This window comes from Streptomyces wedmorensis, assembly GCF_000716445.1.
Taxonomy (GTDB): domain Bacteria; phylum Actinomycetota; class Actinomycetes; order Streptomycetales; family Streptomycetaceae; genus Streptomyces; species Streptomyces wedmorensis.
In genome coordinates, this window is sequence record NZ_JNWK01000001.1 from 249065 (window position 1) to 272334 (window position 23270).

A 23270-nucleotide genomic window follows, 5' to 3' on the forward strand; every position below is an offset into this window, starting at 1 on the left:
TTGACGAAAGGTCTGGACCAACCTACGGTCTGCTGGAACGCGCGCGACGCCCAGGAAGACCCCCACGTCCTCAGGAGCACGCATGCCAGGCCATCGGATCACCCGCGCACTCGGAGCGGGGCTCACCACCCTGCTCGCCGCCACCGCCCTCGTCGCCACCGCACTCGCCCCGGCCCCCGCCGCCGCGGCCCCGGCGGCGGACACCTGCGCCCTCAAGCCCAAGCCCGCCGGAAAGGTGCTCCAGGGGTACTGGGAGAACTGGGACGGCGCCGCCAACGGCGTCCATCCCCCCTTCGGCTGGGCCCCCATCGACGACCCGCGCTTCGCCGCCCACGGATACAACGTCGTCAACGCGGCCTTCCCCGTGATCCGATCGGACGGCACGGTGCTGTGGCAGGACGGCATGGACAACACCGTCCGCGTCCCCACCCCGGCCGAGATGTGCCGCGCGAAGGCCGCCGGAGCCACCCTCCTGCTCTCGATCGGCGGCGCCACCGCCGGAATCGACCTCGGTTCGAGCGCCGTCGCCGACCGGTTCGTCGACACCGTCGTACCGATCCTCAAGACCTACAACTTCGACGGCATCGACATCGACATCGAGACCGGCCTCGTCGGCAGCGGTTCCATCGGCACCCTCTCCACGTCGCAGGGCAACCTCGTGCGCATCATCGACGGGGTCCTCGCCCGCATGCCCGCCGGATTCGGACTGACGATGGCACCCGAGACCGCGTACGTCACCGGCGGCAGCGTCGCCTACGGTTCCATCTGGGGCGCGTACCTCCCCATCGTCAAGAAGTACGCGGACAACGGCCGTCTGTGGTGGCTCAACATGCAGTACTACAACGGCAGCATGTACGGGTGTTCCGGCGACTCCTACTCCGCCGGCACCGTCGCCGGATTCGTCGCCCAGACCGACTGCCTCGACCGCGGACTCGTCATCCAGGGCACCACCATCCGCGTCCCCTACGACAAGCAGGTCCCCGGCCTCCCCGCGCAACCCGGCGCCGGCGGCGGCTACATGAGCCCGACCGCCGTCGCCCAGGCCTGGAACCACTACGGCGGCGCCCTCAAAGGCCTCATGACCTGGTCCGCGAACTGGGACGGATCCAAGAACTGGACCTTCGGCGACAACGTCAAGGCCCTCCAGAGGCGTTAGCCGCGCCACCGGCCCGCCGCCCCACCCCGGTCCCCCTGCGACGCCCCCGCCACGGCGGGGGCGTTCCGCGTCCGTGCGAGTACCTCTGGTGCCCCGCGGCGGGGTTGTGCTTTGCTGACCCCATGACCCTGCTCGTGACGCGCCGCCACGTGGACTACGCGCGCGTCACGACCACGTCCTGTCCGGGCTGACACCGAGGCCCTCCCCACCGGCGTCCCACCGCCACCGCAGGGCCTCCGCGCACCCCCTCGCGCCCCTGAGCGCCCCCGCGCGGCCCACCATGCCGTCCTTTCCCCTGCCCCGGTCTTCCGTGGCGTGGGCCGCGCCCCATGCCGTCACCACCTCGCAGGAGGACCCATGAGCACCCCGACCACGCCCGCCACCGCCGGCTTCGCCGAGGAGTGGGAGGAATGGCACCGCGGCAAGGACGCCCGGCTCGCCGCCGAACACGGCTTCCTCGCCATCACCGGCCTGCACTGGCTCGCCGCCGAGCCACGGAGTTTCCCCGGCGTGCCCGGAGCCTGGTCGACCGGACCCGACGGCGTCACCGTCACCCTCGACGAGGGGACGGAACTCGTCGTCGGCGGCACCGCGGTCCGGGGACGGCACACCTTCGGCGTGATCCCCGAGCGCGGCGGGGTCGACGCCGTGTGGGGCGACATCGTGATCGAGGTCGCCAAGCGCGGCGGCCACGACGTGGTGCGGCCGAGGGACCCCGGCCATCCGCTGCGTGTCGCGTTCGAAGGCACCCCCGCCTACGCGCCCGATCCCCGCTGGGTGGTCACCGGCCGCTACCTCCCGTTCCCCGAACCGCGCCCCACCACCGTCGGCGCCTCCGTCGAGGGCCTGAAGCACGTCTACGACGCCCCGGGCCGCATCGCCTTCCGCCTCGACGGCCGCGAGCTGAGCCTGACCGCCTTCAACGGCCACACCCCCGGCAGCCTCACGGTGCTCTTCACCGACGCGACCTCGGGGGTCACCACGTACGCGGCCAACCGCGACCTCCGCGTCGACGCCCCCGGCCCCGACGGCACGGTCGTCCTGGACTTCAACCGCGCCACCAACCTCCCCTGCGCCTACACCGACTTCGCCACCTGCCCCCTGCCCCCGGCCGAGAACCGGCTCCCCGTCGCCGTCGAGGCGGGCGAGAAGATCCCCCACGAGCGGGGGGCCTGACCCCACGCAGGGGTGTCCTGTCGATCAGGCCGGCTGCGAAGCCGGTCAGGAGTGGAGGTTCTGCTCCGCCCAGACGACCTTGCCGGTGACGGTGCGGCAGGAACCCCACCGCCGGCACAGCATGTTGATGAGCTGGAGGCCCCGACCGCCCTCGTCGCTGAGGTCGGCGTGCTGGATCTGGGGCAGGTCGGGGCCCGTGTCGGAGACCTCGACGACGAGGCGTTCGCCGCGGAGGAGACGGAGTTCGCCGGGACCGTTGCCGTAGCGCAGGGCGTTGCCGACGAGTTCGGAGACGACGAGTTCGCAGACGTCGGCGAGCTCCGTCAGCTCCCACGCGGCGAGCTGCTCGGTGACCAGCCCCCTGGCCACCGACGCGGCGCGCCCCTCCTGCGGCAGCCGCCACACACGGAGGTCGACCGCGGCGCCGCCGGGGACTTCCGACGCCCCCGGCGTCCCTGGCGTGGCGGGCGCGGCGGTCGCGGTCGTCGCCGCGGTGGTCGTCGCCGTGAGGAGCACCGCCTCGTCGAAACGGGAGTCGCCGGCCGGCGCGCGTTCCACCAGGGCGCCACCGGCGAGCCCCCCGGGTCCCAGGTCGCGCGCCGCCGACCGCAGCAGCTCCAGCTGGCGGTCCAGGTCGGCGTGCCGGGACTTGATGAGGCCGTCCGTGTACATGACCAGGTCGCCGCCCTCGGGGACCGTCAGCCGGACCGGGTCGTACGGGATCACCCCCGCGCCCAGCGGCGCGCCGACCGGCAGGTCCACGAAGTCGGCGGCGCCCTGCCCGTCGAGCAGGAGCGGAGGCAGATGCCCGGCGCTGGCCAGCGTGTACGTGGAATCGGCCGGATCGTAGACCGCGCAGAGACAGGTGGCGACCTGCTCGTCCTCCAGGTCACGGGTGGCGAGGTCGAGCCGGGCCAGGACGCGCTCCGGCGCCATGTCCAGGGTCATGAGGGTGCGCGCGACCGCACGCAGCCGTCCCATGGTCGCGGCGGCGGGCAGGCCGTGCCCCATGACGTCGCCCACCATCAGAGCCGTACGGCCGCTGGGCAGCGCCATGACGTCGTACCAGTCGCCGCCCACCTCGTGGTGACCCGTGGACGGCGCGTACTCGGCCTGCACCCGCAGCCCGGGCGTGACCGGCGTCGCGCGGGGCAGCAGACTGCGCTGCAACGACACGACGTGCTCGCGCTCACGCCCGTACAGCCGGGCGTTGTCGATGAAGACGGCGGCCTGGGAGGCCAGCTGCTCGGCGAGCGCGAGGTCCGTGGCCGAGAACGGCGGCGACCCCGAGCCCCGCACGAAGTCGGCGCTCCCGAGCAGCAGCCCGCGGGCGATCAGGGGCACCGCGAGATAGGTGTGCACGCCGGCGGCGCGCATCTTCGCCGCGGCGCTCTCCGTCGGCGCCACCTTGATGAAGTCGTCGTTCCGCATGCGGCTCAGCAGCACCGGCTTGCCCTGGCGCAGACAGTACTGGTGCAGCAGCGTCTCGTGCTGCTCCTCGGCGCGCACGAACGTCTCGCCCACCGGGGTCGGCTCCAGCGAGGACAGTTCCTCGACCGCGCACAGTGCGGCCGCGCGCATCAGGGGGACCCCGGTGCCCGTCCACCGCGAGCCCTCCTCGCCGCGCAGGACGCTCTCCAGGATGTCGACGGCCGCCCCGTCGGCGAAGCCCGGCACGGTGAACTCGGCCAGCTCCCGGGCGGTGCGCTCCAGGTCCAGCGTCGTCCCGATCCGCGACCCGGCGGAGTTCAGCCACGCGAGCCGCCCCCGCGTGGACAGCCGGTCGAGCGGTACGCCCCCGCCGCTCCGTGTGGACCGCCCGCGGGCACCTCCCGACCGGCGCACCGCCGAGCCCCGCCCACCCGAGGTCCGGCTGATCACGCGCCGCCTCCGGTTGCCGCCGTTCACTCTTTCGGCCTCCACACAGGAACTCGAACGCTCTCGCTGCACAGCATGCACCGGAAGCCGCCGGTATGCACCAGCCATGCGGAAGACGGACCTGCATATACCCGCACGATCACACGGGAGGACCGCTCCCGTACGCCCAGTGAGGGACACGCCCCCGTGGAACCACGTACCTCGCCCCGGCCGCCCCCGCGGTGTCGGGGTCGTCACCCTCCGTGAGGGTGTCGACGGAGGCGAAGCGTCAGGGCGTGACGATCGGGAAGTCCGTGTCGGGGGAGTCGAGGACGGAGAGCAGCCGCGTGAGCAGGCCGGGGTCGCCGGTCATGGTGATGCCGGCGGTGCCCTTCCCGGCGAGGAGGGAGACGAGCTGGGGCTTGGTCATCGTCATGGTCAGGCCGGCGTCGGGGGCGGGCCGGGTGTCCCTGGTTCAGGTGAGCAGGCCGTTGGCTAGCCGCGGTTGGCCCAGACGCCTTCGAGCCGGGGCGGAAGCCGGAAGGTCTCCGCTATCTCGGTGCCGGTCATGCCCCGGTTGATCAGTCGGACGGTCTGGTCGTGCAGGTAGCCGTACAGGTCCCGCTGGCGCGTGAGGAGGGCGACGATGGCGTCGTTGCCCCAGGTGGGCCAGTGGTGGGAGGCGAAGGCGACGTCGGCGGCGCCTTCGTAGAGGCCGATCGACTCCGTGAGGTAGCCGGCCCAGGCGTGGGCGTCCCGTACCTGGGCGCCGCGCAGGGTGAGGATGTTGTGCATGGTGTGCGTCGCGTTCTCCGCCATGCACACCGCGCGCAGGTCGGGAAGAGGAAGTTCATCTCCTCCTGGCACTCGGTGCCCGGGGTCATCTGGAACCGGATGCGCACCCCGTCCAGGGTGACCTCCTCTCCCGTGGTGCCGATGAGCTGCGTGGGGCGATGAGTCCGACCGTGCCGAGCGAGACCGTGAGGCCGAGCCCGCAGCCGACCTGCGCGCCCGCGTTCTTGGGCAGCGTGGAGCCGTACATGTAGGCGGCGCGGCGGGCCATCGCGGTGCCGACGTACACGTTCTCGCTGACCGCGTGCTCCATGAAGCCCTTCGGGGCGAGCACGGGTACGTCCCCGGCGCCGTTCGGCAGCACGCCGCGGCAGCCGCCGAAGTGGTCGACGTGCGGGTGGGTGTAGATCATGGCCCGGACCGGTCGGTCCCCGCGGTGGTCGCGGTAGAGCCGCAGGGCCGCCGCGGCCGTCTCGGCGGAGATCAGCGGATCGATGACGATGACGCCGGTGTCGCCCTCGACGATCGTCATGTTGGACAGGTCAAGTCCCCTGACCTGGTAGATCCGGTCGGTGACCCGGTAGAGCCCCTGGCGGGACAGGAGGCGGGCCTGCCGCCACAGGCTCGGGTCGACGGTGCCGGGCGCGTCCGCGTCGTCCGCCGCCCCGGCGAGGAACCGGTAGGCGGCGGGATCCCAGACGGTCTTCCCGGCGGCGCCGGTGATCGGTCCGCCGGTGAACGCCGCGACGAACCCGCGGTCGGCGTCGGCGAAGTCGGCGTCGTCGTCGTACGGCAGCCCCTCGGTCTCCGTCGGCGTCGCCGGTACGCCGTGGGGGAGGTGCCCGGCGAGCGCCTCGGCGGTCTGCGGGTTCAGCGAGACGGCGGCCGCCGCGGCGCCCATCGCGGCCGCGGCGAAGCCACGCCGGTTCATCGGAGTCATGACGGTGCGCACCCTTCTCGGTCGGGCGCCCACTATTGCAGTCAGACTGCAATAGGAGTCAAGGGGTCGGCGCCTCCGGAAGGTCCGCGGCACGACCCGCGGCGACACCAAGGAGCGCCCGCAGCGTGCGGCCGATCGCCGCGCGGGCCGCCGCCTCGTCGAGCCCGCGCCGGGCCCTGAGGTGGTCCCAGGCCGCCCACGACGAGGCGGCCTCCAGCGCGTCGAGGAGCCCACCGGCGCGTCGGGCGCCCGGCTCCCCGGCAAGCTCCGGGGCGAACAGCTCCGCGAGACCGGCCCGCAGCCAGGCGTCCCCCTCGGCCATCACCCCGCGCAGCCCCGGCGAGTCCGCCTCCAGGCCGAGCCCGATCCTGCGGATCGGCGTCATCACCTCGTACATGCGGCCGCGCTGGGTCAGCAGCGCCCGCACCTTCCGTGCCGTCTCCCAGGCGGGAGGCACCGGCTCCGCGTGAGCCCGCCACCGCTCGGCCTGCCGCCTGGCGGCGGCCACGTACAGCGCCTCGCGGTCGGCGAAGTGCACGAAAACGGTGCGCTCGGACACCCCCGCACGCTCGGCGATCGCCTTCCGCGTGGGCTCCCGCCCGCTCTCGGAGATCAGCTCGAGGAGCGCGTCCACCAGCGCCGCGTACGTCCACTCCGGATCGCGCCGCCGCCGCCGCGCCCCCGCCCCAGCCTCCGCGGCGTCGCCGCCGCCGGTCTCTGTGTCGCCCATCGGGTCATCGTGTCAGAGCCGGTGGAAACGCCGGGCGCGCGCCGTGAACGCCCGGCGTTCGTTCGTGAAGCCCGTGGCCACCACCGTGACGAGGCAGAAGGCGATGACGGTCTCGGCCCAGAGGAAGGCGACGTAGTCCAGCAGGGAGCCGATGGGCGGGGAGCCCGGGGCGGTGTTGCGGAAGGCCGCCAGGGCGAAGAGCGTGGCCGCCATCCAGCCCAGGGCGGGCCAGGTCAGGCCCATGCGCCGGGTGACGAGGAACCAGCTTCCGGTGAAGACCGCGAGGGCGAGGGCCCACATGGCGGCCATCATGAAGACGACGAGGACGAGCACGCTGTTGGAACGCGCCAGGTCGACGTCGAAGACCGCGGTCCCGCTCTCCTCCGCGGCGTCCACCCCGGCCGAGAAGAGGGCGTCGGCGTTGGTGAGCGTCATATGGACGGGGACCTTCTCGCCCCCTGGGTGGCGCTGAACTCGATGGCGGCGGCGTACGCGTCGAAGGGGTAGTCGGTGATCGAACCGCCCGTCAGCGTGACGGGCAGGTCCTTGGTCGCGATCCGGCTGTGCGCCTTGGAGGACAGGCCGCCCCGCGTCGAGGTCGACGTCTGGAGCGTCAGGTCCTCGGTGGGGGAGACGCCGCCGGCCTCGGCGAGCTCCCGCGCGGGGTGACGAGGACGCGCAGGATCAGCTCCCGGCCGGCGGCGTCGACGCGCTGCACGGAGGCCTCGACGTCCACGCGGTCGGGTTCCGAACCGCCCGCGCTGTACACCTTGTCCAGTGCCTGGCGCTCGCCGAACTGGAGCCACGTGCCGAGCGCGATGGCGGCCACGACGAGGCAACCGGCCAGGACGGCCGGGAAGATCCGCCCCCGGTTCGGCTTCTGCCGTCGGGTGGAGGACATGGAGGCTCCCGTGAATCGTGGTTACTCGACCGGCTTGCCGGGCTCGTCGTGGGTGGCGCAGTGGATCCCGCCGCCTCCGGTGGCGATGGTGTCGATGCTCAGCTGCACGATCTCCCGCTTGGGGAACTGCTCCTGCAGGATGCCCCGGGCCCGGTCGTCGGCCTTCTTGTCGCCGAACTTCGGCATGTGGACAGCGTCGTTGCCGACGTAGAAGTTGGCGTAGGTCGACAGGAAGTCGTCGGTGTAGCCGGTGACCAGGTCGGGGTCGGGCTGCGGCAGGTCGATGATCTCGAACTCCCGGCCCTGGGCGTCGGTCGCCTCGCTGAGCACGGCCATGGCCTGGTCCGAGGAGCGCGACCAGGAGTCGGCGGGCATCCCCGGGAAGGCCCGGTCCAGGAGGATCACACCGGGCGCCGTGAACCGTACGAGGCTGTCGACGTGGGCGTCGGTGATGTCCTCGCCGCGCACGCCCTTCAGCCAGATCACCTTGTCCATGCCGAGGAGGTCCTTGAGCTCGTCCTCGATCTGGGCACGGGACTTGCCGGGGTTGCGGTTGTCGTTGACGATCGAGCTCTCCGTGATCAGGAGGGTCCCCTCGCCGTCCGTCTCGAAGGAGCCGCCCTCGGCGACGAGGGGCGCCTGGATGCGCGGGATCCCGTACTTGCGCAGCAGGAGCCGGCCGACCTGGGCGTCGTTGTCGTGCGTCTGCTTGTTGCCCCAGCCGTTGAAGTTGAAGTCGACGCCCTCGACCTTGCCGTCCTGCTCGACGAAGACGGGGACCGTGTCGCGGGCCCACAGGTCGTCGACGGGCAGGGGGATGACCTCGACGCCGGAGCCGCACGCCTTCTGCGCACCGGCCAGCTGATCCGGTCGGGCCATCATCACGACGTACTCGTACTCCGAGATGGCGCGGGCGATGCGGGCGATGTCCTCGCGTACGTAGGGGAGGTCGTCCTCCCAGACGGACGTGAGCGCGGGCCACGACATGAAGGTGCGGGCGTGGCTCTCCCACTCGGCCGGCATCCGGCGCCCGTCGTCCGTCGGCGCGGCCTGCCCGGTGGTGGCGGTACCCGCCGACGAGCCCGGGTCGCCTTCGCCGGGGCCGCACGCCGTGGCGCCCAGCGCGAGCGCTCCGAGTCCGGCGAGCACGCGCAGGGCCGAGCGGCGGGAAGGGAGGTCGGACATGTGGGGTCTCCGATCGTGGACTTGCGGTACCGGGCGTCCGGCGGAGGAGAGGGGCTCGGCTGGGCGTGGCTCGTGGCCCGCGCTCGTGCACTGTCCGTGAACAGGGTGCACGCACCGCCCCGTGAATCGCCGGTACCGCGAGAGGGGATACGGCCTTCGTGTCGCCCACTCTGGCACTGACTGAATTTTCAGTCAAATTCCGGAAGGTGGAGGTGGGGGTGGGAGTGGATGTGGGGCGGAGGTGGGGGCGGAGACGGGAATGCCGTGGTCGGCGTGCCCCCGTCGGCCACGGGCCCCGCCCTCCCGTCGCCCGCGGGACCCGCGTCCCGTCGCCCGTGGCCCCCGCCGTCCCGCCGCTCGTGCGGCCCACCGGTCCCACCGTCCCGTCGCCCCTGGGGCCCGGCGTCCCGACCGTCCATGGGCGGCGGCCCGCCGGTCCCGTCGGGACGCCCCGTGTCCCGGCGCCGTCAACGGTTCAGCCGCTCCAGCTCCACCGTGACCGCCTCCCTCGTCAGCTCGCGGGCGTGGGCCAGCGGCAGGGCGCCGCTCAGCCAGCGCGTGCTCAGTCCTTCCAGGAGTGCGGTGAGCCGTTCCGCGGACGCGGTGAGGGTGGGGGCGGGGGCCGTCGGCCGGATGCGGCCCAGGAGGTCGGCGACGTCGTGGATCCAGGCCAGGGTGGCGCCGGCCAGGTCGCCGCGCAGTTCGGGCTCGAAGATCGCGCTGGCGCGCAGTTCGCCCCAGGCCGTGCTGTTCTCGCGGACCTCGGGGAGGTCCTGGAACTCGAGGAGCAGGGTCTGCTCCAGTTCCTGCCGTGCGTCGAGCGGGCCGTCGGCGCACTCCTCCTCGGAGGTGTACCGGTCGGCCCGGTCGCTGATGAACTCCAAGGTGTTCCGCAGGATGCCGGCCCGGTCCTTGAAGTGGTAGTAGAGCAGTGCGGTGGACACCCCGGCCTCGGTCGCCAGCTCCTCCATGCGGAGTCCGCGTACCCCACGCCGGGCTATGACCCGGGCGGCAGCTTCCAGGATGGCCTTACGGCGGTCCGTCGCCACTTGATCCCCCTCGTGAGTGGTCTGCACCAACAGTGTCGCATATTGACTGAATCTTTAGTTAGAGGCGCGATGCGCGAGTCCTGCCCGTCGACCCGCGTCAACCGTTCCCTCCCTCGAAAGAGCCACCGCATGTCCGCTCAGCTTCCTGGGGCACAGCCCGCCCACGCGGCGCTGTCGGCCGACGACCCTCGCGAGATCGGCGGCTACCGCCTCCAGGCCCGGCTGGGATCGGGCGGCATGGGCGTCCGGTGCCCGGAGTCTCCCCAGGCCCGCCAGGGCCGAGGGGACGCATCGCAAGGCGGAGGGGCGCCCGTGTACTGGATGTACTCGGGTGTCCCGACAACGCGGCGAGGTGCGGTGCCGGGCGGCGCGGGTCGGGCAAGATCCGGAAGAGACGGCCTAGCCTGGATACATGGCAGTGGTGAGGGTCGGCGGCGTCGACGTCGCCTATACGCGTACGGGGCGGGGACCGGTCCTGGTCCTCGCCCACGGTGCCGGGGCCGACGGACGGATGTGGCAGCCGCAAGCCGAAGCGCTGGCCGACGAGTTCACGGTGGTGGCCTGGGACGAGCCGGGGTCCGGCCGGTCAGGGGCGCTCCCCGCCGGCTTCGGGCTCGCGGACTTCGCGCACGCCCTCGCCGCAGTGATCGAGGACGTGGGGCCGGCGCCCGCCCAGGTCGCGGGGCTGTCCTGGGGCGGGACGGTGGTCCTGGAGCTGTACCGGTGGCGGCCGGACCTGGTGAGGTCGCTGCTGATGGTGGACACGTACGCCGGCTGGAAGGGTTCTCTGCCGCCCGAGGAGGTCGCGGCGCGGGTCGAAGGGGCACGACGGATGCTCGCCGCGCCCCGGGAGGAGTTCGACCCGACGCTGCCGGGGCTCTACGCCGACGGCCCGCCGGAGCGCTTCGCCGCGCTCCTGGATGCCATGAACCGTGACGTGCGGCCCGAGACCATGGGCGCCCAGCTCTCCCTGATGGCCGAGGCCGACGAGACGGACCTGCTGCCCCGCATCACGGTGCCGACCCTGCTCCTGTGGGGCGAGCGCGACGCCCGCTCGCCCCTGGAGGTCGCCCACGCCTTCCAGGACGCCATCCCGCACGCCGAGCTCGTGGTGATCCCCGCCGTCGGCCACGTGAGCAACCTGGAGGCACCCGAGGCCTTCACGGCCGCGGTACGCGCCTTCTGCCGCGCGCACGCGTAGGCGGGCGGCCGGGCGTCGTGAGCCGGCCCGGTCGGCGGGACGCCCGGGGCGACCCGCCGCCAGCCGGGAGCGGTCAGGTGCCGGACGGTCCGGAGGACGGCGGCGCGGACTCCGGCGCGGTCGGAAGGTCCTCCGCCGGTACCTCCCTGCCGGGATCCGCGTCGGACGCCTGACGGGCGGGCGGTGCCTGCGCGACGCTGACGCCGAGGAAGGCGCCGGCCGCCACGGCGACCACGGTCTTCGACACGAGGGCGGTCCAGCTCATCGGGGCCTCCGGGGCGGGGTGGTGGGGGCCATCAGGCCGTGGCCGGTGACGTTCTGGACCCGGAGGCCGGGGCGTGCGTTGACCTCGAGGATCAGGGGTCCCCGGTCGGCGTCGACGACGATGTCCGCGCCCGGGGAGTGGAGGCCGGTCGCGGCGGCGCAGCGGCGCGCCGCGTCGAGCACCTCGGGCCAGTGGGGGACGGTCGCACCGATCAGCCGGGCACTGGTGTCCGGGTGGGTCTCCGTGGGCTCCTTCCCGACGAGCGCGTGGGTGATCCGGCCGGTGGACAGGTCGACCGCGGCGCCGATGGCCTTCTGGTGCAGGTTGGCACGTCCTCCGCTGAACCTGGTCGGCAGGCGCAGCACCGCCAGCCGGGGCCGGTCGCGGTCGCAGATGACCCGGATGTCCGGCAGCCCCTGGTGGGAGAGCCGGGCGAGGTCGGGGTGGGCCCTGATCAGGGGTTCGAACAGGGCCCAGTCGGTGGGGCGCGGGGAGAAGTCCCCGTCCAGGATGCGGCGCAGCTGGTCGGCGACCAGTTCGCGGGTGATCCGCTTGCCGGACGAGGACGTCCAGTTCAGGCGGCGCCGGCCGAAGGCCAGCAGGATGCCGTTGCCGCCCAGGCTCTGGTTCGGTTTGAGCGCCCAGGTGTCGGGCAGGCCGTCCCGGTCCAGGGCGGCGATCTCGCGGCGCGAGCGCAGCAGGGCCAGAGAGGGGGAGGTGGGGGCGCCGGCCGCGGCGAGCGCCTCCTTGGTGGCGTGCTTGTCGTTGACGAGCCGGATGGCGGCCGACGAGTTGTGCCGGGCGATGCGGGCGTTGCGCAGGTTCATGCCCATGACCGGGTCCCAGCCGCGGAGTCGTATCACGCCGAGGCCTCCTGCGCCTTCGCCGCGGGGGGCGAACCGGAACAGCTCGCTGAGCCGCAGTCCCCGGTACGTGCCGGCGATCGCCGTCCACACTGCGCAGACGAGCGCGAGCTGGAGCGGCACGGCCTCGGCGATCTCGCGCACGTACGGCGTCAGGAGGAGCAGTGCCACGAGGACCGCCGTGCCCATGGCCAGGGTGGCGCCCACGGCGGCGGCCTTGACGCCGTCGAGGTCCCAGGCCTCCCACGGGCGCTCGGTGACGATCGCGGTGACGACGACCGGCAGCGACATGCCCCACGAGTCGGAGAGCCCGAAACCGCCCAGGGTGAGCTGGGAGGCGATCAGGCCCGAGGTGACCACGGCGATCAGCACACCGAGCCGGGCGCCCCGTGGCAGGTGCAGGCGCCGCAGCAGCGGCTGCATGGCGAACCCGAGCGCGAACATCACGAGCGTCAGGGGTACGCCCAGGGGCAGTCCGGCCTGCGCGTAGGCGAGGGCGAGCAGTACCGGGCTGAACGTGCCGAGGGTGTTCAGGCCGACGACGACCCTGAGCACCACGATCAGCAGGGCCGCCAGCGGCAGCAGCGCCATCATCGACACGGGGTCGACGGCCGGTGCCTTGGCGAACAGGATCCGCGGGGCGGACGGCGCGTCGGCGGAGTCGGGCTGTGTGAGCAGCCGCTTGCCCACCGCCACCTGAAGTCCCTGGACCTCCTGCCGGCCGAGCAGGACGGGAGTCTCGCGCTTCGAGCGGTTGTTGACGCTCAGCTTCGCGACGAACGAGCGCCCGGCGAGTCGCACGGGGGCGTCGACCACCGGGCGCTTCTCGCGACCGAGCGCCGACGCCACGGTGATCCGGGGCGCCGCGTCGAGGTCGAAGCCGGGCTCCTTCGCCAGTGCCGTGTCCACGGAGGACGCCGACGCTCCGGTGTCGATCAGGGCGAGGACCTCGGACGAGGCGCCCGACGGCCCGGTGATGCGCACCATCTCCCGCTCGCCGACGACCTCCTCCGACCGGCTCAGCGGCCGGTCGGGGGAGCCGAGCACGGCCATCAGCAGGAAGCCCAGGCAGGCCACCGCCGCGAGCACCTTCACGAACACCGGGATCTTCATGCGCCCACCGCGGTGGGCGCCGGCGGTCCGCCCGCTCTCCACGCTCTCTTCGTACTTCTGCAGGTCATGCATGGGGACAGCCTTGGACAGGGCATCCGGCCCGCGGTGGTGCCGATCGGCCGCGGCAGGGCAACCAAAGTGAACCGTTCGCGGCGGCTCCGGTCTGGTCGTCCGTCAGGGCCCTGACCACGCCGACGGAACGCGCCCGGTAAGGTTCGGGCCATGGCGTCTCGCAGCACTCAGATCCTCGAAGCAGCCGCCCGGGTGATCGCCCGGCGCGGCGTCCGCGGCCTGCGCGTGGAGGAGCTCGCCGCAGAGGCGGGCGTCTCCACCGCGCTCATCTACTACCACTTCAAGGACCGCGCCGGGATCCTGAGCAAGACGCTGGAGTTCATCAACGACCGCGCCGAGCGCTATACGACCGACCGCGACCCGGACGCCGAACCGCTCGGTCCGCGCGAGGAGCTGGACCAGACGCTGCTGCTCGAACTCCAGGACTCGACCGAGGTCAGGGAGAACAGCACGGCCTGGGGCGAGTTGCGGGCGAGCGCCGTCTTCGACGACCTCCTCCGCGAGGACCTGGCGCGGGCCACGCTCGTCTGGGTCCAGGAGGTGGCGACCCTCCTCGGTCAGGTCCAGCCCATGGCCCCGGCCGTCGCGCTCACGGCGTCCGCCGAGCGGCTGACCGCCCTCCTGGAGGGCCTCAGCATGCGCTGGCTCAGCGGCACGCTCCAGATCACCCACGCCAGGGCCCTGATGAGCGAGGCCATCGACGCCGAGATCGCCCGGCTGGGCGGCTGACGCCTCGTACGGCCGGCCGGGCTTCCGGCGCTCCTCCCACCGCTGCTCGCTTCCCCGGTGAGCAGCGGTTTTCTTCGGTCCATGACCTTGACTGATATTTCAGTCAGTGCCACAGTGGCGCATATCCCACCTCCGACCTCCAGGAAAGGAACGGGACATGCGTGTGCACAGACCCCTGGGCCAGGGGGCGGCATGCCTCTGACTCCCACCGAGCGGGACCGGCTGCTGCTCTTCACGGCGGCCCAGCTCGCGCGGATCCGCCTGGAGCGCGGGCTGCGGCTCAACGCTCCGGAGGCGACCGCGCTGATCGCCGACACGGTGTGCGAGGCCGCGCGGGACGGCCTCCACCTGGCAGAGGCCCTCGACCGGGGCCGCTCCGTCCTCGGCCCCGACGACGTTCTCCCCGGCGTGACGGACATCGTGACGGAGATCCAGGTCGAGGCGGTGTTCGAGGACGGCACCCGGCCGGCCGTCATCAGCACCCCCTTCGGCGACGTGGAACACGACGACGGCGCTCCCGGGGCCCGTGCTGCCCCACACCGACGTCCTGCCGGAGCCCGCGCCCGACGTCACCCTGTGGGTCCGCAACGCGGCCGCGGTGCCCGTCAGTGTGACCTCGCACTTCCACCTCTTCGAGGCGAACCCCCGGCTGGACTTCGACCGGGCCGCCGCGTACGGCATGCGGCTCGCGGTCCCGGCCGGATCGTCCACCCGGTTCGACCCCGGCGCCGTCGTCGAGGTCGGCCTCGTCCCGATGGGCGGAGAGCGGATCGCGATCGGCTTCGCGGGCCTGGTCCACGGGCCGCTGGACGCGCCCGGCGCGAAGGAAGAGGCCCTGCGGCGCGCCGCCGCCTGCGACTACCTGGGAGCGAAGGGCTCGGAGCGATGAGCAAGCCCACCAGGCACGGCGACCACTGCGCGCCGGGCGAGAGCCGGCACATCGACCCGCAGGAGCACGTCACGTTCGGCTCACCGCACGACACCCTGGCCACCCGGCGCGGGCGGGTCGCCGTGCGGGGCACCCGGGGCATCGGGCCGGCCGACATGCTGCACAACGCGAGGCTGGGCCAGGTGGACGTCGACCCGCGCAGCGGTCTCGTGACCCTCGACGGCGACCCGATGCGCTCCGAGCCCGCGCAGCAGGTGTCGCTGAGCCGTCTGTACTTCCTCTGACACCTGCCGATCGCCGAAACCCCAAACCTGCGTCCATAGTCTTGACTGAATTTTCAGTCGGGAGGAGGATGCTGTTCACACCGCGTACTCGTCCCGCGCCTCCGCCAGGCAGAGCCGGCCACCGCCGACGGGTACTTCTGGCGAAACGAAGAGAGACCCGTGATGACTGCATTCCGTATGCCCGCCGAATGGTCCGCACACGAGGGGTGTCTGATGGCCTGGCCCGTACGGGAGGACCTGTGGGGCGGCGTGCTGGACGACGTCAAGGAGGAGTACGCGAACGTCGCCCGCGCGATCAACGCGTTCGAGCCGGTGACCATGATCGCCCCGCCCGGCCACGGCGACGAGGCCCGCACGCGCTGCGGTGACGGGATCACCGTGGTGGAGATGGCGCAGGACGACTCCTGGTTCCGCGACTCCGCCCCGCTCTTCGTGTTCGACGCCGACGGCAACCGCGCCGGAGTGGACTTCCGCTTCAACGCCTGGGGCCGCAAGCACAGCCCGTACGACTCCGACGACCGGATCAGCGCCCTGATCCTGGAGCACCTCGGCGTCGAGCGCATCGCCTCCGACATGGTCCTGGAGGGCGGGGCGATCACGGTCGACGGCGAAGGCACGCTGATCACCACCGAGCAGTGTCTGCTCCACCCCAACCGGAACCCCGGGATGAACCGGGACGAAATCGAGACGGAACTGAAATCCCGGCTCGGCGTCTACAAGGTCGTGTGGCTTCCGTACGGAGGTCTGCTGGACACCGAGACCGACGGGCACGTCGACGGCGTCTGCGCCTTCGCCGCTCCCGGCAAGGTCGTGGTCTCGCTGCCCGACGACCCCGCGCACCCCGACTACGTCCGGATGCGTGCCAACCGCGCGGTGCTCGAGGCCACCACCGACGCGCAGGGCCGGCCGTTCGAGATCATCGACGTCCCGCAGACCGCGTTCGTCGAGATGGCCGGCGGCGAGGTCGAGGTGTCGTACCTCAACTACTACGTGGCCAACGGCGGCGTCGTCGTGCCGGTGGCCGGCCTGCCGCGGGACGACGAGGCCCTCGCGGTCATAGAGGCGGCGTACCCCGGCCGGAAGGTCGTCGGGGTGCGGGCGCCCGGGATCGCCTACGGCGGCGGCGGGGTCCACTGCATCACGCAGCAGATCCCCGCGGTCCCCACCGCTGCCTGACCGATAACGGAACGCTCCCGGAGGGCCGCACCCCGGCGGCCCTCCGCCCCCCCCGCACCCCGCACGGAACACACGGAAAGAGAGCGCGACGATGACCCCATCCATGCCCCTCGGCAGACGCCCCCGCGGCAGGCGCGGACGGATCGCCGTGACGACGGCCGCCCTCACCTCCCTCCTCGCCCTGGCGGCCTGCTCCGGCCCCCCGAAGGGCTCCGGCGTCACCGCCGCCGACGTCGAGCTCTCCGCTTCGACGCCCCCGGCCCGCGGCGAGATCGACTCCTTCACCTGGGCCGTCTACGCGGAGCCGCCCACCCTGGACTACACGCTCGCGTTCGACTACCCGCAGAACACGATCCTGTCCAACGTGTGCGAGAGCCTGATGCGCTGGACCCCGGGCCTCACCCTGGAGCCCGGCCTGGCGCAGAAGGCGTCGAACCCGGACCCCACCACCTGGATCTACGACCTCCGCGCCGGCGTCCGCTTCCACGACGGCAGGACGATGTCCGCCGACGACGTGGTCTACAGCTTCGGCCGGCAGACGGACCCGGACAACGCCGCCGCCTGGGCGCAGAACTTCCAGAGCGTCGCCTCCATACGGAAGACCGGCCCCCTCCAGGTCACCGTCAAGCTCAAGAAGCCCGACTCGCAGTTCCCGCAGTACATGGCGACCGCCGCCGGCGTCGTCGCCTCCAAGGCGGGCGTCGAGGCGGCGGGCAAGAACTACGGCACCACCGGCGACCTCGCCTGCACCGGCCCCTTCAAGCTCGGCACGTGGAGCAAGGGCCAGGCGATCGAGCTGGAGCGGTTCGACGGCTACTGGGGCACCAAGGCCAAGGCGAAGAAGGCCGTCTTCCGGGTCCTGACCGACCCCTCGGCCCGCACCAACGCCATGCTCAGCGGAGACGTCGACGGCGGCTATCTGATCCCCACCGAGAGCTACGGCCGCCTGCGCGACAGCGGCGTCGGCACGCTGTTCTTCGGCGAGGGCCTCAGCACGGTCAACGTCAACGTCACGAACATGGAGGGCCCGCTCGGCGACCTCCGGGTCCGCAAGGCGCTCTCCCTCGCCCTCGACCGGTCCGGCTTCGTCAAGGCCGGACTCGGCGGCGCCGGCACCGTCACCTCCTCGCTCACCACCCGGGCCGCCTGGGCCGGAGCATCCGAGCCGACCCTGAAGGCCGCGTTCGACACGCTGCCGCCGACCACCCAGGACGTCGAGAAGGCCAAGAGCCTGATCAAGGAGGCGGGCGCCACCGGCAAGACGCTGACGATCGCCACCAGCTCCATCGGCCAGGACGTCTCCCTCCTCGCGACCGCCGTCCAGTCCGCGGGAAGCCGGATCGGGCTGAAGATCAACCTCAAGACGATCGCGCCCAACGCGTTCACGGCGCTCTTCACCGACCCCGAGGCGCGCGAGGACATCGACATGTTCCCGCTCACCTACTACGACTCGATCACCGACCCGCTGGACCTGCTGCAGAACTTCAAGACCGGCGCCTACATGAACTTCGCCGGCCACAGCGACAAGGAGTACGACTCCCTCGTCGACCGCGCCACCTCCGTATACGCGCACGACGAACGGCTGAAGATCGAGGCCGAGCTGCAGAAGCGGGCAGCCGAACAGCTGCTGTGGATCCCGGTCGCCGAGTGGCCCACCGCCGTCTTCCTCAACAAGAAGATCACCGGCGCGCCCACCACCATCGCGTACATGTACTACCCGTGGGCCGCCGACGTCGGCGCGGCAGAGGCCGGTGCCACGCAGTGAACTTCCTGAGATTCGCCGCACGCAGGGTGGCGGAGATGGCCGCCACCCTGCTCGCCGCCTCGTTCGTGGTCTTCGGAGCCATGTACCTGGCGCCGGGCAACCCGGCCGGCTTCCTGCTCTCCGGCCGCTCCGCCTCGCCGGAGGCACTCGCCGCCATCAACGCCCAGTACCACCTGGGCGATCCCTTCTTCGTCCGGTACCTCAACTGGCTCGGCGACATCCTGCAAGGAGACTTCGGGCGCTCCATCACCTACCGCACCGACGTCTCCCGGCTCCTGGCCGACCGCCTCCCCACCACGCTGCTCCTCGTCGTGATGGCGCTGGTCGTGGTCGTGGCGATCGGCCTGGTCCTCGGCTGGGTCGCCGCGGTCCGCGGCGGCGGCACCGACTCCGCCATCCTGGTCGGCACGACCTTCGCCGTCGGCACCCCGTCGTTCGTCGCGGCCGTCCTGCTCCAGGGACTCTTCGCCGTCAACCTCGGCTGGTTCCCCAGCAGCGGCTCCGGCGACGGCTTCCTCGACAAGGTCCGGCACCTCACCCTGCCGGCGATCGCCCTCGCCCTCTACCTGATCGGCATGCTCGCCCGCGTCACCCGGTCCACCATGCTCGAAGCCCTCGACAGCGAGCACGTCACCGTCGCCCGCAGCCGCGGCGTCCCCGAGCGCCAGGTCATCAGCCGCCACGTGTTCCGCAACTCGCTGGGCACCGTCCTCACCACCGGCGGACTGATCGTCTCCACCCTCCTGGTCTGCACGATCCTCGTGGAGACCGCGTTCAGCATCGGCGGCGTCGGCCAGCTCCTGGAGCTGTCCACCACGACCAAGGACTTCCCGACCGTCCAGGCGATCTCCTTGATCATCGTCGCCCTCTTCATGGCCGTGAACCTGATCGTCGACCTGCTGCTCCCCGTGGTCGACCCGCGGATCACCCTCGGATCGAGGAGTTCCTCCGTATGACCGCCGTCCTGACCCGCCGGCCCGGACTCGCGAAGATCCGCACCGCCCGGTCCCCGCTGTACCTGGTCTGCCTCGGCCTCGTCGGCCTCGTCACCGTCGCCGCGCTCCTCGCGCCGTGGCTGGTGCCGTACGACCCCAACGCGGTCGACCTCGGCAACGCACTGGCCGCTCCCTCCCCGGAGCACCTCCTCGGCGTCGACGCCGCCGGGCGCGACACCCTCTCCCGGCTGCTCCTCGGAGCCCGCACCTCGCTCCTGGGACCCCTCGGGGTCGTCGTCTTCTCCACCGTCGCCGGCGTGGCGATCGGCATGGCCGCCGGCTGGCGGGGCGGCTGGCTCGACTCGGTCCTGTCCCGCAGCACCGAACTGGTCTTCGCGTTCCCCGGCATGCTCCTCGCCATCCTGATCATCTCGATCTACGGCGAAGGGCTGCCGGCCCCCGTCATCGCCCTCTCCGTCGCGTACCTGCCGTACGTCAGCCGCCTCACCCGCTCCCTCGTGCTGGCCGAACGCAAACGCCCCTACGTCAGCGCCTACCAGGTCCAGGGACACTCGGCCCTCCAGATCTGCCTGCGCCACGTCCTGCCCAACATCGCCCCCGTCGTCCTCGCCCAGTCCACCATCAACTTCGGCTACGCACTGATGGACCTCGCCGGCCTGTCCTTCCTCGGCCTCGGCGTACCCGCGCTCACCCCCGACTGGGGCCGCATGGTCTTCGACGGCCAGACAGCCATCCAGCACGGCTACCCGCTGTCCGCGATCCTGCCCTGCGTCTTCATCGTGCTCACCGTCGTCGCCTTCAACGTGGTCGGAGAGCGCTGGGCCGACCGCGTCGCCAGGAGAGACCGATGACCTCCATGAGTTCCCCGCACACGCTCGACGTCCGAGGGCTGCGCATCACCCTGCCCGGCACCGCCCGACCCGTCCTCGACGGCGTCGACCTCCACGTCGGCGCCGGCGAGACCGTCGCCCTCGTCGGCGAGTCAGGGTCCGGCAAGACCCTCACCTCGCGCAGCGCCCTGAAGCTGCTGCCGCCCGGCGCCGTCGTCGAAGGCGCCGTCCGCGTCCGCGGCGAGGACGTCCTCGCCATGAACGCCGAGCAGCTGCGCGGACTGCGCACCGGCACGGTGTCCATGATCTTCCAGGACCCCCGGGCCGCCCTCAACCCGCTGCGCCGCATCGGCGACTTCCTCACCGAGAGCGTCACCCTCACCGGCAGCATGAGCCGGGCGGACGCCACCGCCCGCGCCGTCGAACTGCTCCGGGCGGTCGGTCTCGACGAGTCCGCCCTGCGCAAGTACCCCGGCCAGGTCTCCGGCGGCATGCTGCAACGCGTCATGATCGCCGCCGCCCTGATGGGCGACCCCGCCCTCGTCCTCGCCGACGAACCCACCACCGCGCTCGACGTCACCACCCAGGCCGAGGTCATCGCCCTCCTGGCCGAACTCCGCGAACGCTTCGGCACCGGTCTCCTGTTCGTCACCCACGACCTCGACCTCGCCGCGGCGATCAGCGACCGCGTCTACGTCATGTACGCCGGCAGGATCGTGGAGAGCGGCCCCGCGGAAGCCCTCTTCGCGCGTCCCCGGCACCCGTACACCTCGGCCCTGCTCGCCTCCACCCCCCGCCTGGAAGGCCCTCAGGGCAGGCTCGCCGCCATCGACGGCCAGCCGCCCGACCTCCGGCAGGAGCTCGTCGGCTGCGCGTTCGCGGCCCGCTGCCACCTGGCCACCGAGATCTGCGACCAGCAGGCCCCCGAACCGCGGACCGCACCCGGCCGGCCGCACCACCAGGCCGCCTGTCACCACAGCGACCGCCTCGAAGGGAGCCCCGTCGATGCCTGACAACGTCCTGGAGGCCGTCGGCCTCCACCGCGCCTACGGGAGCGTCCGCGCCGTCGACGACGTGTCCTTCACCCTCCCCGAGGGCGGATCCCTGGGCATCGTCGGCGAATCCGGGTCCGGCAAGACCACCACCGCCCGGATCGTCGTCGGCCTGGAACAGGCCGACTCCGGAGACGTGCTGGTACGAGGACGGGCCCGCGACGCCCGCGGCCGGGGCCGCACCCGGCGGCTGGCACGCGCGCGCGAGGTCCAGATGGTCTTCCAGGACCCGTACCTCTCCCTCGACCCCAGGACCAGCGTCGAACAGGTCCTGCGCGAGGCCCTGCGCCTCCACTTCCCCGACACCGACCACGACCGGCGCGTCCGCGAACTCCTCGACCAGGTCGGCCTCGGCACCCGTGCCGCCGACGCCCGCCCCCGGCAGCTCTCCGGCGGCCAGCGACAGCGCGTCGCCATCGCCCGCGCCCTCGCCGTGGAACCGGCCGTCCTCGTCCTGGACGAGGCCGTCGCCGCCCTCGACGTCTCCGTGCAGGCACAGATCCTCAACCTCCTCGCCGACATCCGCGAGGAGACCCGGATCGGCTACCTCTTCATCACCCACGACCTCGGCGTGGTCCGCTGCGTCACCGACGACGTCATCGTCATGCGCAAGGGCCGGGTCGTCGAGGCCGGCCCCACCGCCGAGGTGCTCGCCGCGCCCCGGCACCCGTACACCCGGCTCCTCCTGGAGTCCGTACCCCGCCCGGGTTGGGACCCAGAGGCGATCGCCGCCGCCCGCCGGGCGCTCTGACCACGGCGCATCCCCTTCGCGAGGCACCGCACGGCCGCACGTCCGGCTCGCGACGCGCCCCCTCCCGCGAGGCACGGCGCCCCCACGCCGCCCTCGCGACGCAAGGGCCTCGGGTGCTCCGCGCCCCCACGCGGAGCGCCCGCGGCACACCGCCACCGCACCGAACCCGGCGGCGGGGGACCGGGCCGCATCCCGTGCGCCCATCCCGCCCCCGTCGCCGGCACCCCCACCGCGCACGTACGTTGACACAGGAGGTCAACCATGAACCATCATGCTGTCGCCCGCCATGCGGGTCCCGGCCTGAACAGGCGCCGGTTCCTGGCGGCGGCGGGCCTGACCGCCGCCGCCGGCGCCGCCATCACGACGGCCGTCCAGAGCCGCGCCGGGGCCGCACCGTCCGCCCGGTCCTTCCGGGTCCCGGTCGAGGACGTCCGGCACACCCGCACGTGGATGGCGTTCCCGGACAGCACCTCGATCTGGGGCAACAAGCTGAGCGGCGTGCAGGCCGACATCGCCCTGATCGCCCGCACGATCGCGCAGTACGAGCCGGTCGTCCTGTGTGCCAACCCGGGCAGCGCCGCCAAGGCGCGCACGATGTGCGGCCCCACGGTCACCGTCATCAACTCGATCCCGGTCGACGACTGCTGGATGCGCGACACGGGCCCGGTCTTCCGCCGGGACGGCTACGGAGGCCTCGACACCGTCGGCCTCAACTTCAACGGCTGGGGCAACAAGCAGGCCCACTCCAGGGACGCCCTGGTGGCCGAGCGGATCGCCGCGCACGTGGGCGTGCCGTTCACCTACGCCGACCTGGTCGGCGAGGGCGGTGCCATCGAGCAGGACGGCGCCGGCACCCTGATGGCCACCCGCAGCAGCCTCGTGAACCGCAACCGGAACCCCGGGATGTCGGAGCGCGAGCTGGAGCGGGCGATGTGCGAGGCGTACGGCGCGTCCAAGGTCATCTGGTTCGACGGCGTCTACGGCCAGGACATCACCGACGACCACGTCGACGCGACCTCCCGCTTCCTCTCTCCGGGTGAGGCCCTCGTCCAGATGCCCGTGGCCGGCGACAACGACGCCTACGCCCGCGACGCCCGGAAGCAGTACGACAAGCTCTCGGTCTCGACGACCTCGTCCGGCCGCGCGATGGACGTGATGCGCCTCCAGGGCCCGGACTACAACAAGATCCGCTCCACCAACCGGGACTTCCTCGCCTCGTACGCGAACTTCTACCTCTGCAACGACGCGGTCATCTCGGCCCGGTTCGGCGACAAGAGGGCCGACGAGGCCGCGCGGGCGACCCTGTCCCGCCTGTACCCCGACCGGTACATCGAGCAGATCGACATCGACCGTCTGGGAACGGGCGGCGGGGGCATCCACTGCGTCACCCAGCAACAGCCCGTCGCCTGAGGGAACATGACTGAAATTTTCGTCAGGGGGTTACGTCCCGGTCATTGACTGAAATTTGAGTCAGTCCCTAATGTGAGCGCACCGTACAGCGCCTGCGGTCACCGCGGGCGCTGTGCCGATTCATGGAC

The 23270-nt window shown here is 72.3% G+C and carries 18 protein-coding genes and 4 pseudogenes; 13 read left to right on the forward strand and 9 right to left on the reverse strand.

Annotated features, from left to right (window positions below; genetic code table 11):
- Window positions 1-82: 82 nt before the first annotated feature.
- A complete protein-coding gene (locus OO54_RS00990; RefSeq protein ID WP_033200937.1) occupies window positions 83-1156 on the forward strand; it encodes a chitinase in 1074 nt (357 codons plus the stop codon).
- A gap of 357 nt (window positions 1157-1513) precedes the next feature.
- Entirely contained in the window at window positions 1514-2332 is an 819-nt protein-coding gene (locus tag OO54_RS00995) for a DUF1684 domain-containing protein (protein WP_033200938.1), read from the forward strand.
- A gap of 45 nt (window positions 2333-2377) precedes the next feature.
- On the opposite strand, the gene OO54_RS01000 is transcribed toward OO54_RS00995, so the two are convergent.
- The 7 genes and pseudogenes from OO54_RS01000 to OO54_RS01025 form a co-directional block, all read right to left on the reverse strand.
- Window positions 2378-4240 carry an ATP-binding SpoIIE family protein phosphatase gene (locus OO54_RS01000; RefSeq protein ID WP_033200939.1) on the reverse strand — a complete coding sequence of 621 codons (1863 nt, stop codon included), beginning with the start codon at window positions 4238-4240 and terminating at the stop codon, window positions 2378-2380.
- Window positions 4241-4478: 238 nt separating this feature from the next.
- Window positions 4479-4646, reverse strand: a pseudogene (locus OO54_RS48685) (alkyl sulfatase C-terminal domain-containing protein); the annotation flags it as partial.
- Between the two features lie 41 nt (window positions 4647-4687).
- Window positions 4688-5921, reverse strand: a pseudogene (locus OO54_RS41330) (alkyl/aryl-sulfatase); the annotation flags it as partial.
- Window positions 5922-5979: 58 nt separating this feature from the next.
- On the reverse strand, window positions 5980-6651 hold the full coding sequence (locus tag OO54_RS01010; protein ID WP_033200940.1) for a TetR/AcrR family transcriptional regulator: 672 nt from the start codon (window positions 6649-6651) through the stop codon (window positions 5980-5982).
- A gap of 12 nt (window positions 6652-6663) precedes the next feature.
- Window positions 6664-7552, reverse strand: a pseudogene (locus tag OO54_RS48690) (DUF4436 family protein).
- A 21-nt stretch (window positions 7553-7573) separates the two neighbouring features.
- A complete protein-coding gene (locus tag OO54_RS01020; RefSeq protein ID WP_033200941.1) occupies window positions 7574-8737 on the reverse strand; it encodes an agmatine deiminase family protein in 1164 nt (387 codons plus the stop codon).
- 467 nt (window positions 8738-9204) lie between these two features.
- Entirely contained in the window at window positions 9205-9786 is a 582-nt protein-coding gene (locus OO54_RS01025; protein ID WP_033200942.1) for a TetR/AcrR family transcriptional regulator, read from the reverse strand.
- Window positions 9787-10198: 412 nt separating this feature from the next.
- Here OO54_RS01025 and OO54_RS01030 point away from each other — a divergent pair, with 412 nt between their 5' ends.
- The gene (locus OO54_RS01030; RefSeq protein ID WP_033200943.1) at window positions 10199-10987 is read left to right on the forward strand and encodes an alpha/beta fold hydrolase; all 789 of its coding nucleotides are present in this window, start codon (window positions 10199-10201) and stop codon (window positions 10985-10987) included.
- A 73-nt stretch (window positions 10988-11060) separates the two neighbouring features.
- On the opposite strand, the gene OO54_RS01035 is transcribed toward OO54_RS01030, so the two are convergent.
- Together OO54_RS01035 and OO54_RS43145 are read right to left on the reverse strand one after the other, a co-directional pair.
- The gene (locus tag OO54_RS01035; RefSeq protein WP_033200944.1) at window positions 11061-11252 is read right to left on the reverse strand and encodes a hypothetical protein; all 192 of its coding nucleotides are present in this window, start codon (window positions 11250-11252) and stop codon (window positions 11061-11063) included.
- A complete protein-coding gene (locus OO54_RS43145; RefSeq protein ID WP_051786625.1) occupies window positions 11249-13300 on the reverse strand; it encodes a sugar-transfer associated ATP-grasp domain-containing protein in 2052 nt (683 codons plus the stop codon). Before OO54_RS43145 ends, OO54_RS01035 begins: the two co-directional genes overlap by 4 nt.
- A 150-nt stretch (window positions 13301-13450) precedes the next feature.
- Here OO54_RS43145 and OO54_RS01045 point away from each other — a divergent pair, with 150 nt between their 5' ends.
- From OO54_RS01045 to OO54_RS01090, 10 genes and pseudogenes are all read left to right on the forward strand, one after another.
- On the forward strand, window positions 13451-14029 hold the full coding sequence (locus OO54_RS01045) for a TetR/AcrR family transcriptional regulator (protein WP_017236493.1): 579 nt from the start codon (window positions 13451-13453) through the stop codon (window positions 14027-14029).
- A gap of 192 nt (window positions 14030-14221) precedes the next feature.
- A pseudogene (gene ureA, locus OO54_RS41340) lies at window positions 14222-14918 on the forward strand (urease subunit gamma).
- Window positions 14915-15202, forward strand: coding sequence for a hypothetical protein (locus OO54_RS01055; RefSeq protein ID WP_033200945.1), 288 nt, complete (start codon window positions 14915-14917; stop codon window positions 15200-15202). Before ureA ends, OO54_RS01055 begins: the two are co-directional and overlap by 4 nt.
- Window positions 15203-15364: 162 nt before the next feature.
- A complete protein-coding gene (locus OO54_RS01060; protein ID WP_033200946.1) occupies window positions 15365-16378 on the forward strand; it encodes an agmatine deiminase family protein in 1014 nt (337 codons plus the stop codon).
- Between the two features lie 103 nt (window positions 16379-16481).
- Window positions 16482-18143 (forward strand): ABC transporter substrate-binding protein, encoded by a 1662-nt coding sequence (locus tag OO54_RS01065; protein ID WP_051786626.1) that lies wholly within the window; start codon window positions 16482-16484, stop codon window positions 18141-18143.
- Window positions 18140-19099: an ABC transporter permease gene (locus tag OO54_RS01070; protein ID WP_078904991.1), complete on the forward strand. Its 960-nt coding sequence runs from the start codon at window positions 18140-18142 to the stop codon at window positions 19097-19099. The genes OO54_RS01065 and OO54_RS01070 overlap by 4 nt, the downstream gene beginning before the upstream one ends.
- Complete coding sequence (locus OO54_RS01075; RefSeq protein WP_033200948.1) at window positions 19096-19950, forward strand: ABC transporter permease; 855 nt, start codon at window positions 19096-19098, stop codon at window positions 19948-19950. The genes OO54_RS01070 and OO54_RS01075 overlap by 4 nt, the downstream gene beginning before the upstream one ends.
- Window positions 19947-20942 carry an ABC transporter ATP-binding protein gene (locus tag OO54_RS01080; protein ID WP_033200949.1) on the forward strand — a complete coding sequence of 332 codons (996 nt, stop codon included), beginning with the start codon at window positions 19947-19949 and terminating at the stop codon, window positions 20940-20942. The genes OO54_RS01075 and OO54_RS01080 overlap by 4 nt, the downstream gene beginning before the upstream one ends.
- The gene (locus tag OO54_RS01085; protein WP_033200950.1) at window positions 20935-21732 is read left to right on the forward strand and encodes an ABC transporter ATP-binding protein; all 798 of its coding nucleotides are present in this window, start codon (window positions 20935-20937) and stop codon (window positions 21730-21732) included. The genes OO54_RS01080 and OO54_RS01085 overlap by 8 nt, the downstream gene beginning before the upstream one ends.
- A 261-nt stretch (window positions 21733-21993) precedes the next feature.
- Window positions 21994-23142: an agmatine deiminase family protein gene (locus OO54_RS01090; RefSeq protein ID WP_033200951.1), complete on the forward strand. Its 1149-nt coding sequence runs from the start codon at window positions 21994-21996 to the stop codon at window positions 23140-23142.
- The last annotated feature ends 128 nt before the right edge of the window (window positions 23143-23270 follow it).

Excerpts from the sequence above, each read along its gene's own strand:
- OO54_RS00990 (WP_033200937.1), top strand. The coding sequence starts at position 83 with ATGCCAGGCCATCGGATCACCCGCGCACTCGGAGCGGGGCTCACCACC.
- OO54_RS00995 (WP_033200938.1), top strand. The coding sequence starts at position 1,514 with ATGAGCACCCCGACCACGCCCGCCACCGCCGGCTTCGCCGAGGAGTGG.
- OO54_RS01010 (WP_033200940.1), bottom strand. The coding sequence starts at position 6,651 with ATGGGCGACACAGAGACCGGCGGCGGCGACGCCGCGGAGGCTGGGGCG.
- OO54_RS01020 (WP_033200941.1), bottom strand. The coding sequence starts at position 8,737 with ATGTCCGACCTCCCTTCCCGCCGCTCGGCCCTGCGCGTGCTCGCCGGA.
- OO54_RS01030 (WP_033200943.1), top strand. The coding sequence starts at position 10,199 with ATGGCAGTGGTGAGGGTCGGCGGCGTCGACGTCGCCTATACGCGTACG.
- OO54_RS01035 (WP_033200944.1), bottom strand. The coding sequence starts at position 11,252 with ATGAGCTGGACCGCCCTCGTGTCGAAGACCGTGGTCGCCGTGGCGGCC.
- OO54_RS43145 (WP_051786625.1), bottom strand. The coding sequence starts at position 13,300 with ATGCATGACCTGCAGAAGTACGAAGAGAGCGTGGAGAGCGGGCGGACC.
- OO54_RS01045 (WP_017236493.1), top strand. The coding sequence starts at position 13,451 with ATGGCGTCTCGCAGCACTCAGATCCTCGAAGCAGCCGCCCGGGTGATC.
- OO54_RS01055 (WP_033200945.1), top strand. The coding sequence starts at position 14,915 with ATGAGCAAGCCCACCAGGCACGGCGACCACTGCGCGCCGGGCGAGAGC.
- OO54_RS01060 (WP_033200946.1), top strand. The coding sequence starts at position 15,365 with ATGACTGCATTCCGTATGCCCGCCGAATGGTCCGCACACGAGGGGTGT.
- OO54_RS01065 (WP_051786626.1), top strand. The coding sequence starts at position 16,482 with ATGCCCCTCGGCAGACGCCCCCGCGGCAGGCGCGGACGGATCGCCGTG.
- OO54_RS01075 (WP_033200948.1), top strand. The coding sequence starts at position 19,096 with ATGACCGCCGTCCTGACCCGCCGGCCCGGACTCGCGAAGATCCGCACC.
- OO54_RS01080 (WP_033200949.1), top strand. The coding sequence starts at position 19,947 with ATGACCTCCATGAGTTCCCCGCACACGCTCGACGTCCGAGGGCTGCGC.
- OO54_RS01085 (WP_033200950.1), top strand. The coding sequence starts at position 20,935 with ATGCCTGACAACGTCCTGGAGGCCGTCGGCCTCCACCGCGCCTACGGG.
- OO54_RS01090 (WP_033200951.1), top strand. The coding sequence starts at position 21,994 with ATGAACCATCATGCTGTCGCCCGCCATGCGGGTCCCGGCCTGAACAGG.